The 14,513-nt window shown below is 68.8% G+C and carries 13 protein-coding genes; 5 read left to right on the top strand and 8 right to left on the bottom strand.

The genetic code is table 11. The features are described from left to right. Nucleotides 1–13: 13 nt before the first annotated feature. Entirely contained in the window at nucleotides 14–1,153 is a 1,140-nt protein-coding gene (locus tag ACQPWU_RS14865; RefSeq protein WP_433440249.1) for an acyl-CoA dehydrogenase family protein, read from the top strand. Between the two features lie 233 nt (nucleotides 1,154–1,386). Here ACQPWU_RS14865 and ACQPWU_RS14870 read toward each other — a convergent pair whose 3' ends face one another. Then, entirely contained in the window at nucleotides 1,387–2,601 is a 1,215-nt protein-coding gene (locus tag ACQPWU_RS14870; RefSeq protein ID WP_433440251.1) for a cytochrome P450, read from the bottom strand. Between the two features lie 457 nt (nucleotides 2,602–3,058). On the opposite strand from ACQPWU_RS14870, the gene ACQPWU_RS14875 reads away from it, so the two are divergent. Next, a complete protein-coding gene (locus ACQPWU_RS14875) occupies nucleotides 3,059–3,307 on the top strand; it encodes a hypothetical protein (RefSeq protein WP_433440253.1) in 249 nt (82 codons plus the stop codon). Nucleotides 3,308–3,389: 82 nt separating this feature from the next. Here ACQPWU_RS14875 and ACQPWU_RS14880 read toward each other — a convergent pair whose 3' ends face one another. Next, nucleotides 3,390–4,802: a pentapeptide repeat-containing protein gene (locus tag ACQPWU_RS14880; RefSeq protein ID WP_433440255.1), complete on the bottom strand. Its 1,413-nt coding sequence runs from the start codon at nucleotides 4,800–4,802 to the stop codon at nucleotides 3,390–3,392. Nucleotides 4,803–5,186: 384 nt separating this feature from the next. On the opposite strand from ACQPWU_RS14880, the gene ACQPWU_RS14885 reads away from it, so the two are divergent. Continuing rightward, the gene (locus tag ACQPWU_RS14885; RefSeq protein ID WP_433440257.1) at nucleotides 5,187–5,717 is read left to right on the top strand and encodes a pyridoxamine 5'-phosphate oxidase family protein; all 531 of its coding nucleotides are present in this window, start codon (nucleotides 5,187–5,189) and stop codon (nucleotides 5,715–5,717) included. 48 nt (nucleotides 5,718–5,765) lie between these two features. On the opposite strand, the gene solA is transcribed toward ACQPWU_RS14885, so the two are convergent. From solA to ACQPWU_RS14915, 6 genes are read right to left on the bottom strand one after another with little or no spacing between them, the layout of a single operon-like run. Further along, a complete protein-coding gene (gene solA, locus ACQPWU_RS14890; protein ID WP_433440259.1) occupies nucleotides 5,766–6,956 on the bottom strand; it encodes an N-methyl-L-tryptophan oxidase in 1,191 nt (396 codons plus the stop codon). After that, nucleotides 6,953–8,518 (bottom strand): NAD-dependent succinate-semialdehyde dehydrogenase, encoded by a 1,566-nt coding sequence (locus ACQPWU_RS14895; RefSeq protein ID WP_433440261.1) that lies wholly within the window; start codon nucleotides 8,516–8,518, stop codon nucleotides 6,953–6,955. Before ACQPWU_RS14895 ends, solA begins: the two co-directional genes overlap by 4 nt. Continuing rightward, nucleotides 8,460–9,722 (bottom strand): aspartate aminotransferase family protein, encoded by a 1,263-nt coding sequence (locus ACQPWU_RS14900; RefSeq protein WP_433440263.1) that lies wholly within the window; start codon nucleotides 9,720–9,722, stop codon nucleotides 8,460–8,462. Before ACQPWU_RS14900 ends, ACQPWU_RS14895 begins: the two co-directional genes overlap by 59 nt. Before the next feature lie 58 nt (nucleotides 9,723–9,780). After that, the gene (locus ACQPWU_RS14905; protein WP_433440265.1) at nucleotides 9,781–10,194 is read right to left on the bottom strand and encodes a hypothetical protein; all 414 of its coding nucleotides are present in this window, start codon (nucleotides 10,192–10,194) and stop codon (nucleotides 9,781–9,783) included. 55 nt (nucleotides 10,195–10,249) lie between these two features. Further along, complete coding sequence (locus ACQPWU_RS14910) at nucleotides 10,250–10,792, bottom strand: GNAT family N-acetyltransferase (RefSeq protein ID WP_433440267.1); 543 nt, start codon at nucleotides 10,790–10,792, stop codon at nucleotides 10,250–10,252. Nucleotides 10,793–10,797: 5 nt separating this feature from the next. Beyond that, nucleotides 10,798–12,063 carry a cation diffusion facilitator family transporter gene (locus tag ACQPWU_RS14915; RefSeq protein WP_433440269.1) on the bottom strand — a complete coding sequence of 422 codons (1,266 nt, stop codon included), beginning with the start codon at nucleotides 12,061–12,063 and terminating at the stop codon, nucleotides 10,798–10,800. 456 nt (nucleotides 12,064–12,519) lie between these two features. Here ACQPWU_RS14915 and ACQPWU_RS14920 point away from each other — a divergent pair, with 456 nt between their 5' ends. Then, nucleotides 12,520–13,194, top strand: coding sequence for a haloacid dehalogenase type II (locus ACQPWU_RS14920; protein ID WP_433440271.1), 675 nt, complete (start codon nucleotides 12,520–12,522; stop codon nucleotides 13,192–13,194). 19 nt (nucleotides 13,195–13,213) lie between these two features. Next, a complete protein-coding gene (locus tag ACQPWU_RS14925) occupies nucleotides 13,214–14,494 on the top strand; it encodes an NAD(P)/FAD-dependent oxidoreductase (protein WP_433440273.1) in 1,281 nt (426 codons plus the stop codon). Nucleotides 14,495–14,513: the final 19 nt, after the last annotated feature.

Consider the following 14,513-nt stretch of genomic DNA (forward strand, 5'->3'; position numbering starts at 1 on the left):
GGGAGGAGTGATCGTGACCGTCGAACGGCTGCTGCCCGACCAGGACGCCAAAGACCTCATCGAACTGACCCGCGAGATCGCCGACAAGGAGCTCGCGCGCCGGGTCGACGAGCACGAGCGCGCCGAGACGTACCCAGAGGGGCTGTTCGCCACGCTGGGCGCGGCGGGACTGCTCGGGCTGCCGTACCCGGAGGAGTTCGGGGGTGGCGGGCAGCCGTACGAGGTGTACCTGCAGGTGGTCGAGGAGCTGGCCATGCGCTGGGCGTCCGTGGCGGTCGCCACCAGCGTGCACACCCTCGCCTGCTTCCCCGTCGCCACCTACGGCACCGAGTCGCAGCGGGAGCGGTGGCTGCCCGACATGCTGGCCGGGCGCCTGATCGGCGGCTACAGCCTGTCCGAGCCGCAGGCCGGGTCCGACGCCGGGGCCCTGACCTGCAAGGCGGAGCGGGTCGAGACCGGCTACCGGATCACCGGCAACAAGGCGTGGATCACCCACGGCGGCATCGCCGACTTCTACGCGCTGTTCGTCCGCACGAGCGAGGGCCTGCGGGGCATCTCCTGCTTCGTCGCGCCGGGGGCGGCCGACGGGCTGACCTTCGGCCGGCCGGAGGAGAAGATGGGGCTGCACGCCGTGCCGACCACCAGCGCACACTATGACGGCGTGATCCTGGAGGAGGACCGGCTGATCGGCGAGGAGGGCCAGGGGCTCCAGATCGCCTTCAGCGCCCTCGACTCGGGCCGGCTCGGCATCGCCGCCTGCGCCACCGGCCTCGCGCAGGCCGCCCTCGACGAGGCGGTGGCGTACGCGAAGCAGCGGCAGACGTTCGGCAAGCGCATCATCGACCATCAGGGGATCGGGTTCCTGCTGGCGGACATGGCGGCCGGGGTGGACAGCGCCCGGGCCACCTACCTCGACGCCGCCCGCCGCCGGGACGCAGGGCTGCCGTACAGCAAGCAGGCCAGCATCGCGAAGCTGGTCGCCACGGACGCGGCGATGAAGGTCACGACGGACGCGGTGCAGGTCTTCGGCGGGTACGGGTACACGCGGGAGTTCCGGGTCGAGCGGTACATGCGCGAGGCCAAGATCATGCAGATCTTCGAGGGCACCAACCAGATCCAGAGGATGGTCATCAGCCGCCACCTGGCCAGCTGACCCCTGACATGCTGCCTGTCCTTGGAGGCGGGGTTCGCTGTTTGCGCGTCGGGCTTGAATGATCATTGTTCCGTGAGACGCGGCGCAGGACGAGCCTGTTCCTGATCACCGTTCGGGCACGTTCGTGAGATCCCGGCAGCATGTGTACGTAGCGGCGGAGAGTGAAGGCCAGGTCGGTGTGGCCGGGATACTCGGCGAGTTCTCTGATGGAGGCCCAGAGCTGGTGTGTTCTGTCATCCGCCCGTGGTGACGTGCATGACGGCAGGCCGGTAGACCAGGCCGTCGGTCCAGGTCACCGATTCGGGCGAGCCGGTCAGGCGAAGGGCGGGCCGCTGGATCGCCAGGGCTTTGACCGCCTCGGTCAGCTCGACCCTGGCGAGGCTGGCCGCCAGGCACCGATGCGCGCCATAGCCGAAGGCCAGATGCGGGTTCGGCGGATGGTCGGTGAAGCGGTGAATGTCGAAGCGTCCGGGGTCGGGAAACGCCCGCGGGTCGTGGTTGGCCGCGTTCAGGTTCGGCATGACGACCGTCCCGGCGGGCAGCGGGCCACTGGGCAGATCGGTGTCCTTCGTCATCCGGCGCATGAAGGCGCTGGCGGGCGGCCCGTCGAAGCGCAGGACCTCCTCGACCGCCGTGGGCACCAGGTCCGGGTCCGTGACCAGCTCGGTCCACTGCGCGGGGTGCAGGAGCAGCCGGAAGACACCACGAGCGATCATCGAAGCCGTCGTCTCGTAGCCGGCCGTGATGAGAGCGAACACGGTTTGGACCAGCTCGCCCTCGGACAGCCGGTCCTCCTCGTCCCTGGCCTGGATCAGCAGATCGATGAGATCCGCGCCCGGCTCCGCGCGATGCCGGGCGACGAGCTCGGCGGCGTAGGCCATGAACTCGGTGTGGCCTTGGTAACGCGCCTGCTCGGTCGCCGTGGACGTGCTCAGGAACATGTCTGTCCAGCGGACGAACCGGTCGTAGTCGCTCATCGGCACGCCGAGCATCTCGCAGATGACATGGCTGGGTAACCGCAGCGCGTATCCCTGGACCAGGTCGAAATCGTCGCCCAGGCCATCGAGGAGGTCTCGGGCGATCTCCGCAATGCGGGGCCGCCACGGTTCGATCCGGCGCGGGGTGAAGGTGCCGTGCATGATCCGGCGGTAGCGCGTGTGCTCCGGCGGGTCCTGGTTGATCAGCGCGTCCGGGTCGTCGTCGATGCCGATGCCGCTCACCAGTCGCGGCAAGCCCGGCAGGCGCAGGTTACGGCTGGAGGTGGGCGAGCCCAGCACGGCGCGGACGTCCTCATACCTGACGACCACCGGGACGCGATCGCCGCTGGGCATGGTCGCCGGTTCCAGCGGCGCCGACTCGTGTCTGCGGGCGAACTCCGCCGGCGGGGCGGCGAGCGGCCCGGGCACGATATCCGGAGGAGTCCCGTTCGCATCCAGCTCGGCGGTCATCGCAACCCCTTCCGGTCCGGGACGCCCGGGAGACGGCCCACGCGAAACGTACGAAATCGCGTGTCCTCCGTCAACGGCCGGATCGGGTCCCGACCTTGACGTTCTTCGCCCAGCTCACGATGAAGCATCACCGAGACCATGCAGATCTTCGAGGGCACCGACCAGATCCAGCGCCTGGTCATCAGCTGCCACCTGGCCAGCTGACCTCTGACACGCGAAAACCCCGCGTGCCTGTCCTCGGTGGCGGGGTTCGCTGTCTTGTGCGCTGCACGAACGGGTCACCTTGGTCGGCCTTGGGACGACACGAGCGGGACTCGTGCCTGTCCGATGGCTCCGGAACCGTCTCGTCCAGTGTTCGTCCGCAGTCCCGAGGGTACCGGGCAGGCGAGCACGCCGGCGGATTGTGGAAGGCGTCGCACGTAGACCGGCGGTCGGGCTTTTGGTGAGAGAAGCGTGCTTGAGAGATCCCGAGAGCAGCCGCAACATCGGATTGCGTCTTGCCGACAGACTTGCGCAGTTCTTTCAGATGGTGGCCGGCAACGTAGGCATCCAGCCGCGCAACGGCGGCGGCCTGCCGCTGCGGGTCGGCCAGCTCGGGGTACAACCGGTGCGCTTCCGCCTTGACCTCACGCCAATTGCGTCCTGGGCTCATCGCTTGCCCTCCCTCGTCATCTCAGCCGCCTTCGCGGCGCGGTACTCGGCGTAGCGTGCTTTGGCCAGAACGGCCGCCTCGTACCAGTTGCGCCCTGTTCGGCGGTGGTGCGGGCGTGGTGGGTATGGAACAGCGATCAGGATTCCGTCGACTTGGTGCCGTCGTCGAGTATCAAGCGTCCGGTAGTATCCGGCCCTATCTTCACGTGCCACCCAATCGGCCATTTGTGTTCAAGAGCCGGATCACGAACCACCACCTCGGTGAGCTTGGTGTGCTCAGAGAATGTCGCCTTGTCGAACCGGGCGGCACCGGCGAACGTCACCTGGTTGTACACGGTCAAGTCGGAGAAGGTCGCGGATTCAAAGTAGGCGTCCGAGGAGAAGGTCGTCCCGAGGAAGAGGCTGCCCGAGAAGTTGGCCTTTTTGAAGCTGACGGTTTTGGGGAACCTGGACTTTTCGAAGGCTACGATGTAGGAGAATGTCGCCTCGTCGAAGTAGGCCTCGTCGAGGAATGTCGTCTCGTTGAAGCCGGTCTCCCCGGCGAAGGTCGCTCCGTCGAAGTGAGCTACCTCCGAGAATGTCGCCTCATCGAAGTCGGCTTCCCCGGCGAAAGTCGCCCCCTTGAAGTTGGCTCGCCCTGAGAAGGACACTTCGTCGAAGTAGACCATTTCGGAGAACATCGCCTTGTCGAACGTGGCGTACGTGTGAAAAGTGGTGTCGCTGAACCAGGTCTCCCCAAGGAAGGTCGCTCCTTCGAAATTGGCGCCGGCGGTGTGACCCTGTATGAAAGTGAAGTCGATGAGGGTGGCGCCACTCAGGTTTATGATCATGTCTTGCCAGAAGTAAGGATCGGCCGGAGGAGTGTCGCAGCGCCGGTCGGCGGGGCGTTCGTCACGCAGACGATTGGTCAGAATCTGCTGGGCCGTGAGGCGCACATGGCGTTCACCTTCCAAGTCCGTTTCTACGCGGTCGGTAGCTGGTCCTGCGGTGGTGCCGGCGGGGTTTCTTCTGGTGTTGCGAGCAGCGTGGTAGCGGTGCCGGGTTTCACGCAGTGCGGCCTTGCGTGCCCTCTCAGAGTCCCCCAGGGGCGGTGGAGTGTATGGCATGCGTAGGTAGGCGCAGATTAGGTTGACGATCGTCTGCCGGTGGCCAGGGTTGTCCTCCGCCAGGCGTTCCAAGGCGTACAGGCCGGCTAGGCGGACGGCAGCCTTGTCGCTGCCAAGCTGTTCAGCGGCCTTGGTGTACAACTCGGTTATCCGGCGCTCGGTGGCGTCATGCGCGGTAACAAGGGTCGCCAATTCCTGGTGGCGTTGACGGCGGAAGGCCAGAGCCAAGGTCATGGCGGCCCCTACCCCTGCGCCGGCGGCCAGCGCAGTGCGCAGGATTTCCCCACGTGCGGTGCTCCCGCCGCTGGACGTGGCGGGCTGCGGCATGGGGATACCGGACGGTGTTGGTGCGGGGACCGAAGTGGCGGCGAGATCAGCGAGCAACCACCACATGGTGCCGGCCACCACGCCGCCCACCAGGAGAAACATCAGCAGGATCCACACGGCTGCTGGCCACGGTGTCCGCAACGGCAAGGCGGTTGTGTCGGCAGCGCTGGTGTGACGTGGTCGGAGTAACGGCATGGCTCTATTCCATCGACTCCTTGCGTCCGGCGTAGGCGATATTACTGATCGTTACCAGGACCCGACATCAAGGACGCGGGTGGCTCCGGGCACGGGCTCCGTGCCGTACTTGACCTCCGGCGAGGCTCCATGATCGTTCTCAGTGCCAACGGCTGTCCGCAGGTCTTTCAACTCCGAGCCCGGTGACGTCCGCAAGACGGGTGAAGAAATAGGACACAAGGTGTCGGGTTTTGGGTCGAGCATGATTTCATCGGTCGGCGTCGATGGCGGACGTGGACCGGGCCCTGCGGACAGATAAGGACCTCAATGCGCGAAACGTCAGAAGACCTCAAAGAGCTCCAGGCTCTCCTCGACGCCTCCCTCTCCCGTTCCACCTCGCACCTCCGCTCGATCATCAACGCCGAGCGCACACTGACCGCGGAGCAGCTCACCCAGGTCCTCACCGGCATGTGCACCCTCGCCCTGTCCACCGTGACGGCGAAGGGGGAGCCGCGGATCAGCGGTGTGGACGGGCACTTCCTGCACGGAAAGTGGCACTTCGGCACGGCGCGCGGCGCCGCCAAGGCCCGCCACCTCGCCGCCCGCCCCGCCGCCAGCGTCGCGCACATGCGCGGTGAGGACCTGGGCGTGTTCACGCACGGCACGGTGGAGATCCTCAACCCCCAGGGCGGCGAGCCGGCCGCGGACTGGCCGGGCCTGCTCGCGTACTTCAAGGACTTCTACGGCGACGACGCCTTCGACTGGGACAACGACGTGGTTTACTACCGGCTGCACCCGCACTGGATGACCGTCTACGCCCCCGACTTCGCGAAGCTCACCGCGGCGTCCCAGTCCTGATCCGCAGCGCAGGCCCTGGCGGGACCTGCCACGTGATGAGAGATCTGCTCACACCGTCGCGGAGCGGCCCGGGGCGAACTGCCGGATGCTCGCCTGGGTGACACCGTCGACAAGGAGGTCGCCCAGGGCCTCGCCAATCGCCGGTGCGTACTTGAATCCTCCGCCGGAGAATCCGACGGCGACCGCGACGTGCGCGGCGCCCGGGAGCAGCCCGACGACGGGCCGGCCATCCTTCGTGTACGACTCCACGTGTACCGAGGTCTGCACAGGACGCGGGTTGAGCCGGGGCAGCCAGCGCGCGACGACATCGCGGACCTCCGCCATGTGGTCGGCGGTGAGGTGGGGATCCGGTCGCGCCGGGTCGGCCACCTCCGGGTGCGGGCGGGTCTTCACGCCGATCTTGACCGTGGCGCCGTCCAGGCTGGGAAAGCCGTAGATGGAGGCACCGCCCGGCATGGCGACCCGTTCGAAGACCGGAAAGCCTTCCGCGCCGTACAGCGACGGGTCGTCCGGCACGAACCAGGTCTGCGCCAGCCGACGGGCGGTCAGCCCGGCCACCCCGATCGCCTCCCGCAGTCCGTCCGGCAGCAGTGTGGCCGCCCAGGCGCCGGGGGCGAGGACCACCGCGTCGAACGTCTCGCTGTGAGGTCTATCCGCACTTCTTCGGTAGGTCAGCCCGACAGTGTCGGATCTTACGTCGATGTCGAGGATCTCGGTGTCATGGTGCACCGTCGCCCCGAGCGTCGCGGACTGTTCGATCGCGGCGAGGATCGCCGGCTCGGGACGGAGAAAGCCGGTCGCGGAGTCATGGACAGCGATGTCCTCGTCGTCGACGGCGTGCTGGGGGAAGCGCTGCCGCAAATCCTGTGCGTCGAGGATGCGGTGAGCCAGCCCCCAGTTCTCGCAGCTGGCAATGGCCTGCCGGATGGGGGTGCTGCCGGTGGGGCCGAGGATCAGTCCTCCGGTCTGCTCGAGCAGACGTCGTCCGGTTGTTTCCTCCAACCGGCGCCACAGCTGCTCGGCCCGGAGAACCAGCGGCGGCAGGTCTTGGTCCGCCATGCTGATGACCGCGAACCGGCGGCTCTGCCCGCCGGAGGCCCCGCGGTGGTGCGGGACGCCCCAGCGGTCGAAGGCATGCACCTCCAGGCCGCGCTCGGCCAGCTGCCAGGCGGCCATGCTCCCCACCGCTCCGGCCCCGATGACCGCCGCCCTCCTTCGAGCGGTTCCGGCGAGCCTCATGAGGCCAGCGCCGGGGCTGCGAGGTACTTGAGGCTCTGGTACTCGGTGAGCCCTTCGGCGCCGCCTTCCCGGCCGAGCCCGGACTCCTTGATCCCGCCGAACGGCGCGGCCACGTGGGACAGCAGCCCTCGATTGATGCCGACCATGCCACTGTCCAACCGGCCTGCGACCCGGGCGATCCGGTCGCTGTCGCGCGCCACCAGGTAGGCCGCGAGCCCGAACGGGGTGTCGTTGGCCAGTGCCACCCCCTCGTCCTCCGTCCGGAACCGGCGGATGCCCGCGACCGGGGCGAAGACCTCCTCCTGCTGCAGGAGAGCGTCGGCGCTGAGGTGGTCCAGCACCACCGGGGCGAACCAGCTGCCGGGCCCGCCGGGTACGCCGGCATGCCCCAGGAGCGTCGCCCCTTTCGCGACGGCGTCGTCGACCAGCCGGTCGGCCTTGGCGACCGCGCGGTCATCGATGAGCGGGCCGAGGTCGACGTCCGAGGTTCCCAGCCCGACCCTGATCGCGGTGAGGGCCTCGGTGAGACGGGCCGCGAACTCGTCGGCCACCGGTTCCTGGACGAGGAACCGGTTGGCTGCCACGCATGACTGACCCCCGAGGCGCATCTTGGCGATGACCGCCTCACGGACCGCGACGTCGAGGTCGGCGTCGTCGAAGACCAGGAACGGGGCGTTGCCGCCGAGTTCCATCGACGTACGCAGCACGTGCGCGCCGGCCTGCCGCAGCAGCAGTTTCCCGACGGGGGTGGACCCGGTGAAGGACACCTTCCGCAGTCGTGGGTCGGCGATGAGGGTGCTGCAGACCGCCGCCGGATCCGTGGTGGTGACCACGGTGAGGACTCCTGCCGGGACCCCCGCGTCCTGGGCGAGTCGCGCGAAGGCCAGCGTGGTGAGCGGGGTGAGCTCGGCCGGTTTCAGCACGACCGTGCAGCCGGCGGCCAGGGCGGGCGCGACCTTGCGGGTGGCCATCGCCAGCGGCACGTTCCACGGGGTGATGAGCAGGCAGGGGCCGACCGGGCGCGGGACGGTGACGATGTGCCAGCCGCCGTCGGGGGTCGGGGTGCTACGGCCGGAGCTGCGGACCGCCTCCTCGGCGTACCAGCGGATGTACTCGGCGGCGTAACGGACCTCGCCGCGGGCCTCGGCGAGGGTCTTGCCGACCTCGAGGGTGATGAGGGCCGCCAGGCGCTCCTCGTCGGCGAGCATCGCCTGGTAGAGCCGGTGCAGGATGTCCGCTCGCCGCCGTGTCGGGGTGGCCGCCCAGGCGGGGAACGCGTCACTCGCCGCGGTGAGCGCGAGCAGGGCGTCATCCGGTTCGCAGTCGGCGACGGCGGCGACCGGCCGGCCGAGCGCTGGATCGGCGACGGCGAAGGTCCGCCCGGAGCGCGGCGCCGTCCACTCGGCGGTCAGGAAGCCGTCGGGCAGCGACGCGGCTGCGGTCTCGGTGAGGTCCCGGTGCCGGGCGATGTCGGCCGGCCGCAGCGCCGGCGCCTGCGCGGGCTCAGGCGGATTCGAGGGTACGGGCTCGGTCGAGAGCGGACTTGAGGACGTCAGCGGCACGGGAGATCTCCTCGGCGGTGATGACGAACGGGGGACTGACGTGCAGGGAGTTGTCGGCCAGCAGCCGGGTCAGGACGCCCTGCTCCCGCGCGGCGCGCAGCACGGGGCGTGCGTCGACGTCGGGGGCGAGCTGGACGGCCGCGAGCAGACCGACCCCGGCCCGGACGTCGACGACGGCTTCGTGGTCGCGCAGCGGGGTGAGGGCCTGAGCCAGGACGGGCTCGAGGTCCAGGACGCGCGCCAGCAGGCCTTCCTCCTCAAGGATGCTCAGGTTCACCTCGGCGGCGACGCAGGCCGCGGCGTGGCCCGAGTACGTCAGGCCGTGGCGGAAGGTCGGGGCGTCGGGGGTTTCGGCGAAGAAGGGCTCCCAGATGCGCCGGGACACCAGCACGCCGCCCAGCGGCAGGTAGCCGGAGGTGATGCCTTTGGCCATGGTGAGGAGGTCCGGCTCGATGCCGAAGCGCTGACAGGCGAACCACTGCCCGGTACGCCCGAAGCCGGTGATGACTTCGTCGGCGATGAGCAGGATGTCCAGGCGGCGGCACATCTCGGCCAGCCCGGTGAGGTAGCCGGGCGGAGGCAGCAGCACTCCTCCGGTGCCGATGATCGGTTCGGCGATGAAAGCGGCGATGTTGTCGGGTCCGAGCCGGAGGAGCTCCGCCTCGGTGGCGGCCAGGTCGTCCCATGGCACGCGGGCGGTCTCGGGGATCAGCGAGTCGCTGCCGTACCCGTCGCGGTTGCTCTGGATGCCCGTGATGCTCGTACCGAACCCGTGCAGGCCGTGGTAGGCGTGCCGGCGGGAGACGATGATGCGCTTGGCGGGCCGCCCGGCCACCTGCCAGTGCCGGCGCGCGAGCTTGCAGGCGGTGTCGACGGAGTCGGAGCCGCCGCTGGTGAGGAAGACCTTCGCGTCGGGGATGGGGCTCAGCCCGGCGAGGCGCTCGGCGAGCCGGATGGCCGGGCGGTTGGCCATGCCCTGGAACAGGTGGTACGTCTCCAGGACGCTCATCTGCTGACGAACGGCGTCGGCGATGCGGGTGCGGCCGTGTCCGACATTGGCGTGCCACAGACCGGCCGGCAGGTCGAGCAGGTCCTGGCCGTCCTCGGTACGCACCGAGGCCCCCTGCCCCGACGCGATGACCGTGAGGGTCTCCTCGATGGTGGACATCGCGGTCTGCGGATGCCACAGGCTGGTGCTGGTCAAGAAAGGCTCCTCATCACGTCGGGGAGGGGGCTGCGGTCGGTGGCAGGAACGGTGCAGGTCAGGCGGCGGCCACGACGTCCTCGACGACCTCGGCGTGGATGTGCAGCATCCGGGCCACCAGGCCGTTGCCGCGGGTGAACCTCAGGTCCTCCGGCGCCACTGCGTCGTCCGCGCCGGTGAAGAACGCGGCACCCTGGTCCATCGACTTGTCGGACTTGTCATCGGGGTAGAGCGGGTTGATCGTGTTCTCGATCTTCGGCCAAAGGGCCCGGGCGGCCTCGGTGCTCTCGAACTCCAGCGTCATCACCAGCGTGTTCGGAATGAGCTCTCCGGCGCACTCGCGCAGAACCGAGCCCCCGAGGTACCCGGGGTGGCCCTCGAGGCTGCGCAGCCAGTCGATGAGGCTGGTGCGGGCCTCCTCGATCTTGGTGGGCTCGGCAACGAAGATGAAGACGTCACGACGCTTGGACATGGTGTTCTCCTGTCTGGCCAGTGCGGTCGGGATGGGTACGGGGACTGCGCAGAAGTCATTGGGGGGAGCGCGGCAGGTCGTAGAAGACCGCGCCGGTGGCTCCCCGCGTGTCGTCATGGATGAGCAGGGCGCCGAAGGACTCCCAGAAGGCGACGGCGCCGGGGGAGTGGCGGTAGGTGTGCAGGGCGATGGCCTGGTAGTGCCCCTCCCGGTCCGCACGGTCGAGAACCGCGCGGACCAGGGCCCTGGCGATGCCGCGGCGGCGGGCGTCCTTGCGGACGTAGACGCGTACGAGCTGGCCGTGCCGGCCGTCCTCGTACCGGTCGACGACGTGTTGCGGAGTGAGGCCGGGCTTCAGCCGCCCGCTGCGGATCCCGCCCGTGGCCAGGACCTCGCCCGTGCCGTCGTCGGTCACCACCAGGAGGAAGGGGCCGGCTCCCGGGGCGTAGTGGGTCATCGGGTCGTCGACGTCGGCGTGGATCCGTGGGTCGTAGGCGTCGCCGAAGTCCTCGGCGATGCTGCGCCGCATCACTGACTGCGCGCCGGGCAGGGTGAGCTCACCCAGCGGGTGGATCGACCATCCCGTCGAGCCGTCCATGGGTGTCACCGTGCGCCCGCGCCCTGCGCGGCGAGCCTGGCCCGGTATGCCTCCCGGGCTTCCTTCGAGGCGTGGTGGCCGGACAACTCGTGGAGGCCGTCGGGCATCACGCCGTCGACGGTGGGGTGGATGTGGACGGTGACCCGGTCGAGGTTGCCGACCGCGTGCATCAGGGAGTGCTGCACGTCCTCGGCCACGTCGTGGGCCTCGGTCACGCTCAGCCGGGAGTCGACGCCGATCTCGGCGTCTCCCTCCATGCGGTGACCGGACCAGCGGGCGCGGACGTCGCCGACGGTCTCGACGCCGACGACGCCGGCGATGGTGGTGCGCATCCGGTCGATCGTCGCCGGCTCCACACCGTCCATGAGACGGCGGATGATAATGACCAGGGAGTTGATCAGGATGCCGGTGATCGCCAGGGCGATGAGCAGGCCGACGATGGCGTCCGCGCGGTCGAACCCGAGCCACACGCCGACCACGCCGGCGATGACGGCGATCGAGGTGTATCCGTCGGCGCGGGCGTGCTGGCCCTCGGCGATCAGCGCCGCGGATCCGATACGACGGCCGGCCCGGATGCGGTACACGGCCACTATCTCGTTACCGAGGAAGCCGACGACCCCCGCGGCGAAGACCCACCACAGGTTGGTCAGCGGGTGCGGGTTGACCAGCGCGTCGATCGACTCCCAGATGATCAGCGCGATCGAGGCGACGATGACCAGGGAGATGAACAACCCGACCAGGTCCTCGGCGCGCCGGTAACCGTAGGAGAACTTCTTCGACGCCGCGCGCCGGCCCAGCCGGAAGGCCATGATCAGCGGGATCGTGGTCGCCGCGTGCCCCAGATTGTGGATGGTGTCGGCCAGCAGGGCGATCGACCCGGACATCGCGACGATGACCATCTGCCCGATCGCGGTGGCCATCATGCCGGCCAGCCCGATCCAGGCCGTGCGGATCCCGTCCTTGGCCGACTCCTCGGCGGTCTGGATCGCCTCGTTGGCGTCGTGCGCATGCGGGACCACCGTGTGCTTGATCCGCGCCCACAGGCCGGTCCCGTGATCGTGGCCATGCCCGTGGTCGTGCCCGTGGCCATGGCCGTGCCCATGGCCGTGGTCGCCGTGATTGTGGCCGTGGTCGGTGGTGGCCGACTCCTCGGCCGAGTGGTGATCGTGATCGTGATCGGAGTGGTCATGCCCGTGGTCGTTCACGGTGGCGGGAGCGTCGTCGTGTGAGTGGCCGTGGCCGTGATCGTCTGCGGTCGTGGAAGCTCGCATCGAGAGTCCGTTCGTGCCGGCGGGGAGGGAGTCGCGGGGCCGGGAGAGCGTCGGCCGGCTGCCGAGTGGCGCCTGTCGCGTAATGACATCTTGTCCACAACCGCGAGCGGTGGTCAACTGTTGTCAACAATCTTTCTGAGTCGCTGAAGGACGTACGAACAGTGAAGGCCAGAGCCAAGACCAGGAAATAGTCGCGCAACTGGCACTCCAGAAGATCGACGAACGCCAGGAAACGTACTCGTTACAAGCAGGCAACCTTTGATTGTTGACAACGGGTACCTAGGTCCTTAGCGTTCCAGACACCACGCTGGTCAGCTGCCTCGGGCGGCTCGCACCAGACGTGATGTCTCGCCGCTTCGCCGGCGGCCCGGTCGCACCGACGGGCTCCGGCCCTCACTGGACCGACCACCGACGCTCCTACTCCCACCGGACCGACCCCCACCGGAGGAACTGCTCGTGGACCTGACCAGCGTTCGCCCGAAATACATCACTTTCGACTGCTATGGCACGCTGACCAGCTTTGACCTCAACCTCACCGTCAAGCCGCTGGTCGCCGACCGGATCTCCGAGGAGGACATGCCGGTCTTCCTCAAGGACTACCGCGCATACCGGATGGACGAGGTGCTCGGCGAGTTCAAGCTCTACCCCGACGTGCTCAAGGACTCCTTCAAGCGCGCCTGCGAACGCTGGGGCATCGGCTACCGCCCCTCCGACGGCGAGGCCATCGTGGACTGCGTGCCGACCTGGGGCCCCCACGCCGACGTGCCCGCGGCCCTGGCCAAGCTCGCTGACGCCTACCCTCTGGTGATCTTCTCCAATGCCGTCGACGAGACGCTGAAGCACAATGTCGAGAAGCTCGGCGCCCCCTTTCACAAGGTGTTCACCGCCGAGCAGGCCAGGGCGTACAAGCCGCGCTACCAGGCATTCGAGTACATGCTCGACCAGCTCGGCTGCGAACGCGACGAGATCGTCCACGTCTCCTCGCACATCTGGTACGACCTGATCCCCGCCCACGAGCTGCGGATCCCGCACAAGATCTACGTCAACCGCGGCTACGACCCCTCCACGCCCTTCTACCAGTACGCCGAAACCGCCGACCTGTCCGGCGTCCCCGCCGTGCTTGGTCTCTGAGGTCCGCGAGGAGGACGTCGTGAAACTGACCAGCTACTGGCTCGACACCGCCGAACCGGCCGGCGACTTCCGCCGCACCGAGCTCCCCGGGCACGTCGATGTCGCGGTCATCGGTGCCGGGTTGACCGGGCTGTCGGCCGCGCTCCATCTTGCTCGCCGCGGTGCCAGTGTCGCCGTGCTGGAGTCCCACACCGTGGGCTGGGGGGCCTCCGGCCGCAACGGCGGCATGGCCACGACCGGCCTGGCCGTCTCCTTTCCGGCCGCGGTCAAGCGGTACGGCCCGGAGCGTGCGGCAGAGATGTTCACCGCCTACGACGACGCGATCGACACCGTCGAGAAGGTCGTCACCGACGAGGAGATCGACTGCCACTTCGAGCGCTCCGGCAAGCTCACGCTGGCCGCCAAACCGGCGCACTACGCCGCTCTGGAGCGTTCGGCGCAGATGATCGAGAAACTCGTCGGCCGCTCGGTTCAGCTGGTCCCTCGCGGCCGCATGCGGGACGAGCTCGGCAGCGACCGCTATCACGGTGCGCAGGTCGACCCGAGCGGGGCGGGCGCCCACGTCGGGAAGCTGGTCATGGGGCTTGCCCGCGCCGCGGTCGGTCACGGGGCCCTGGTGGCGGAGAACGCCGCGGTAACCGGCGTCCGCCGCACCGGCCCGGGCCATGGGCACCGGGTGCAGACCGCGCGCGGCGCCCTGACCGCCTCCGAGGTGCTCATCGCCACCAGCGGGTACACGGGGTCGCTGACCCCGTGGCTGCGCCGCCGCATCGTGCCGGTGGGCAGTTTCATCGTCGTCACCGAACCCCTGCCGGACGACCTCGTCGCCCAGCTCATGCCACACCGGCGCATGGCGTCTGACACCAAGAACCTGCTGTATTACTTCCGTCCCACGCCGGACAACCGGTTGCTGTTCGGCGGGCGGGCCCGGTTCGCTCTGTCGGACGCCCAGTCGGACCTCAAAAGCGGAGAGATCCTGCGCAAGGCCATCATCGAGGTGTTCCCGCAGCTGCGTGACGTCCGGCTGGACTACTGCTGGGGCGGGCTGGTCGACATGACGATGGATCAGATGGTCCACGCCGGCGTACGGGACGGGATGCACTACTCCGTCGGCTACAGCGGCCACGGGGTCCAGATGGCCACCCACATGGGCAAGGTCATGGCCGACGTCATCGGCGGCGACCCCACGGCCAACCCGTGGCAGGGTCTGGCGTTCCCGCCGGTTCCCGGTCACTTCGGCCCGCCGTGGTTCCTGCCGGCCGCCGGGGCGTTCTTCCGTGCACTCGACGCCGTGCGCTGATCGATCCGAGAACGTGTGA

Origin of the sequence: Nonomuraea sp. CA-141351 (assembly GCF_050944675.1) — a bacterium.
GTDB lineage: Bacteria > Actinomycetota > Actinomycetes > Streptosporangiales > Streptosporangiaceae > Nonomuraea.

Bases quoted from the DNA above. Each gene is read 5' to 3' on its own strand.
- ACQPWU_RS14870 (WP_433440251.1), bottom strand. From the start codon at position 2,601: ATGACCGCCGAGCTGGATGCGAACGGGACTCCTCCGGATATCGTGCCC.
- ACQPWU_RS14885 (WP_433440257.1), top strand. From the start codon at position 5,187: ATGCGCGAAACGTCAGAAGACCTCAAAGAGCTCCAGGCTCTCCTCGAC.
- solA (WP_433440259.1), bottom strand. From the start codon at position 6,956: ATGAGGCTCGCCGGAACCGCTCGAAGGAGGGCGGCGGTCATCGGGGCC.
- ACQPWU_RS14905 (WP_433440265.1), bottom strand. From the start codon at position 10,194: ATGTCCAAGCGTCGTGACGTCTTCATCTTCGTTGCCGAGCCCACCAAG.
- ACQPWU_RS14910 (WP_433440267.1), bottom strand. From the start codon at position 10,792: ATGGACGGCTCGACGGGATGGTCGATCCACCCGCTGGGTGAGCTCACC.
- ACQPWU_RS14915 (WP_433440269.1), bottom strand. From the start codon at position 12,063: ATGCGAGCTTCCACGACCGCAGACGATCACGGCCACGGCCACTCACAC.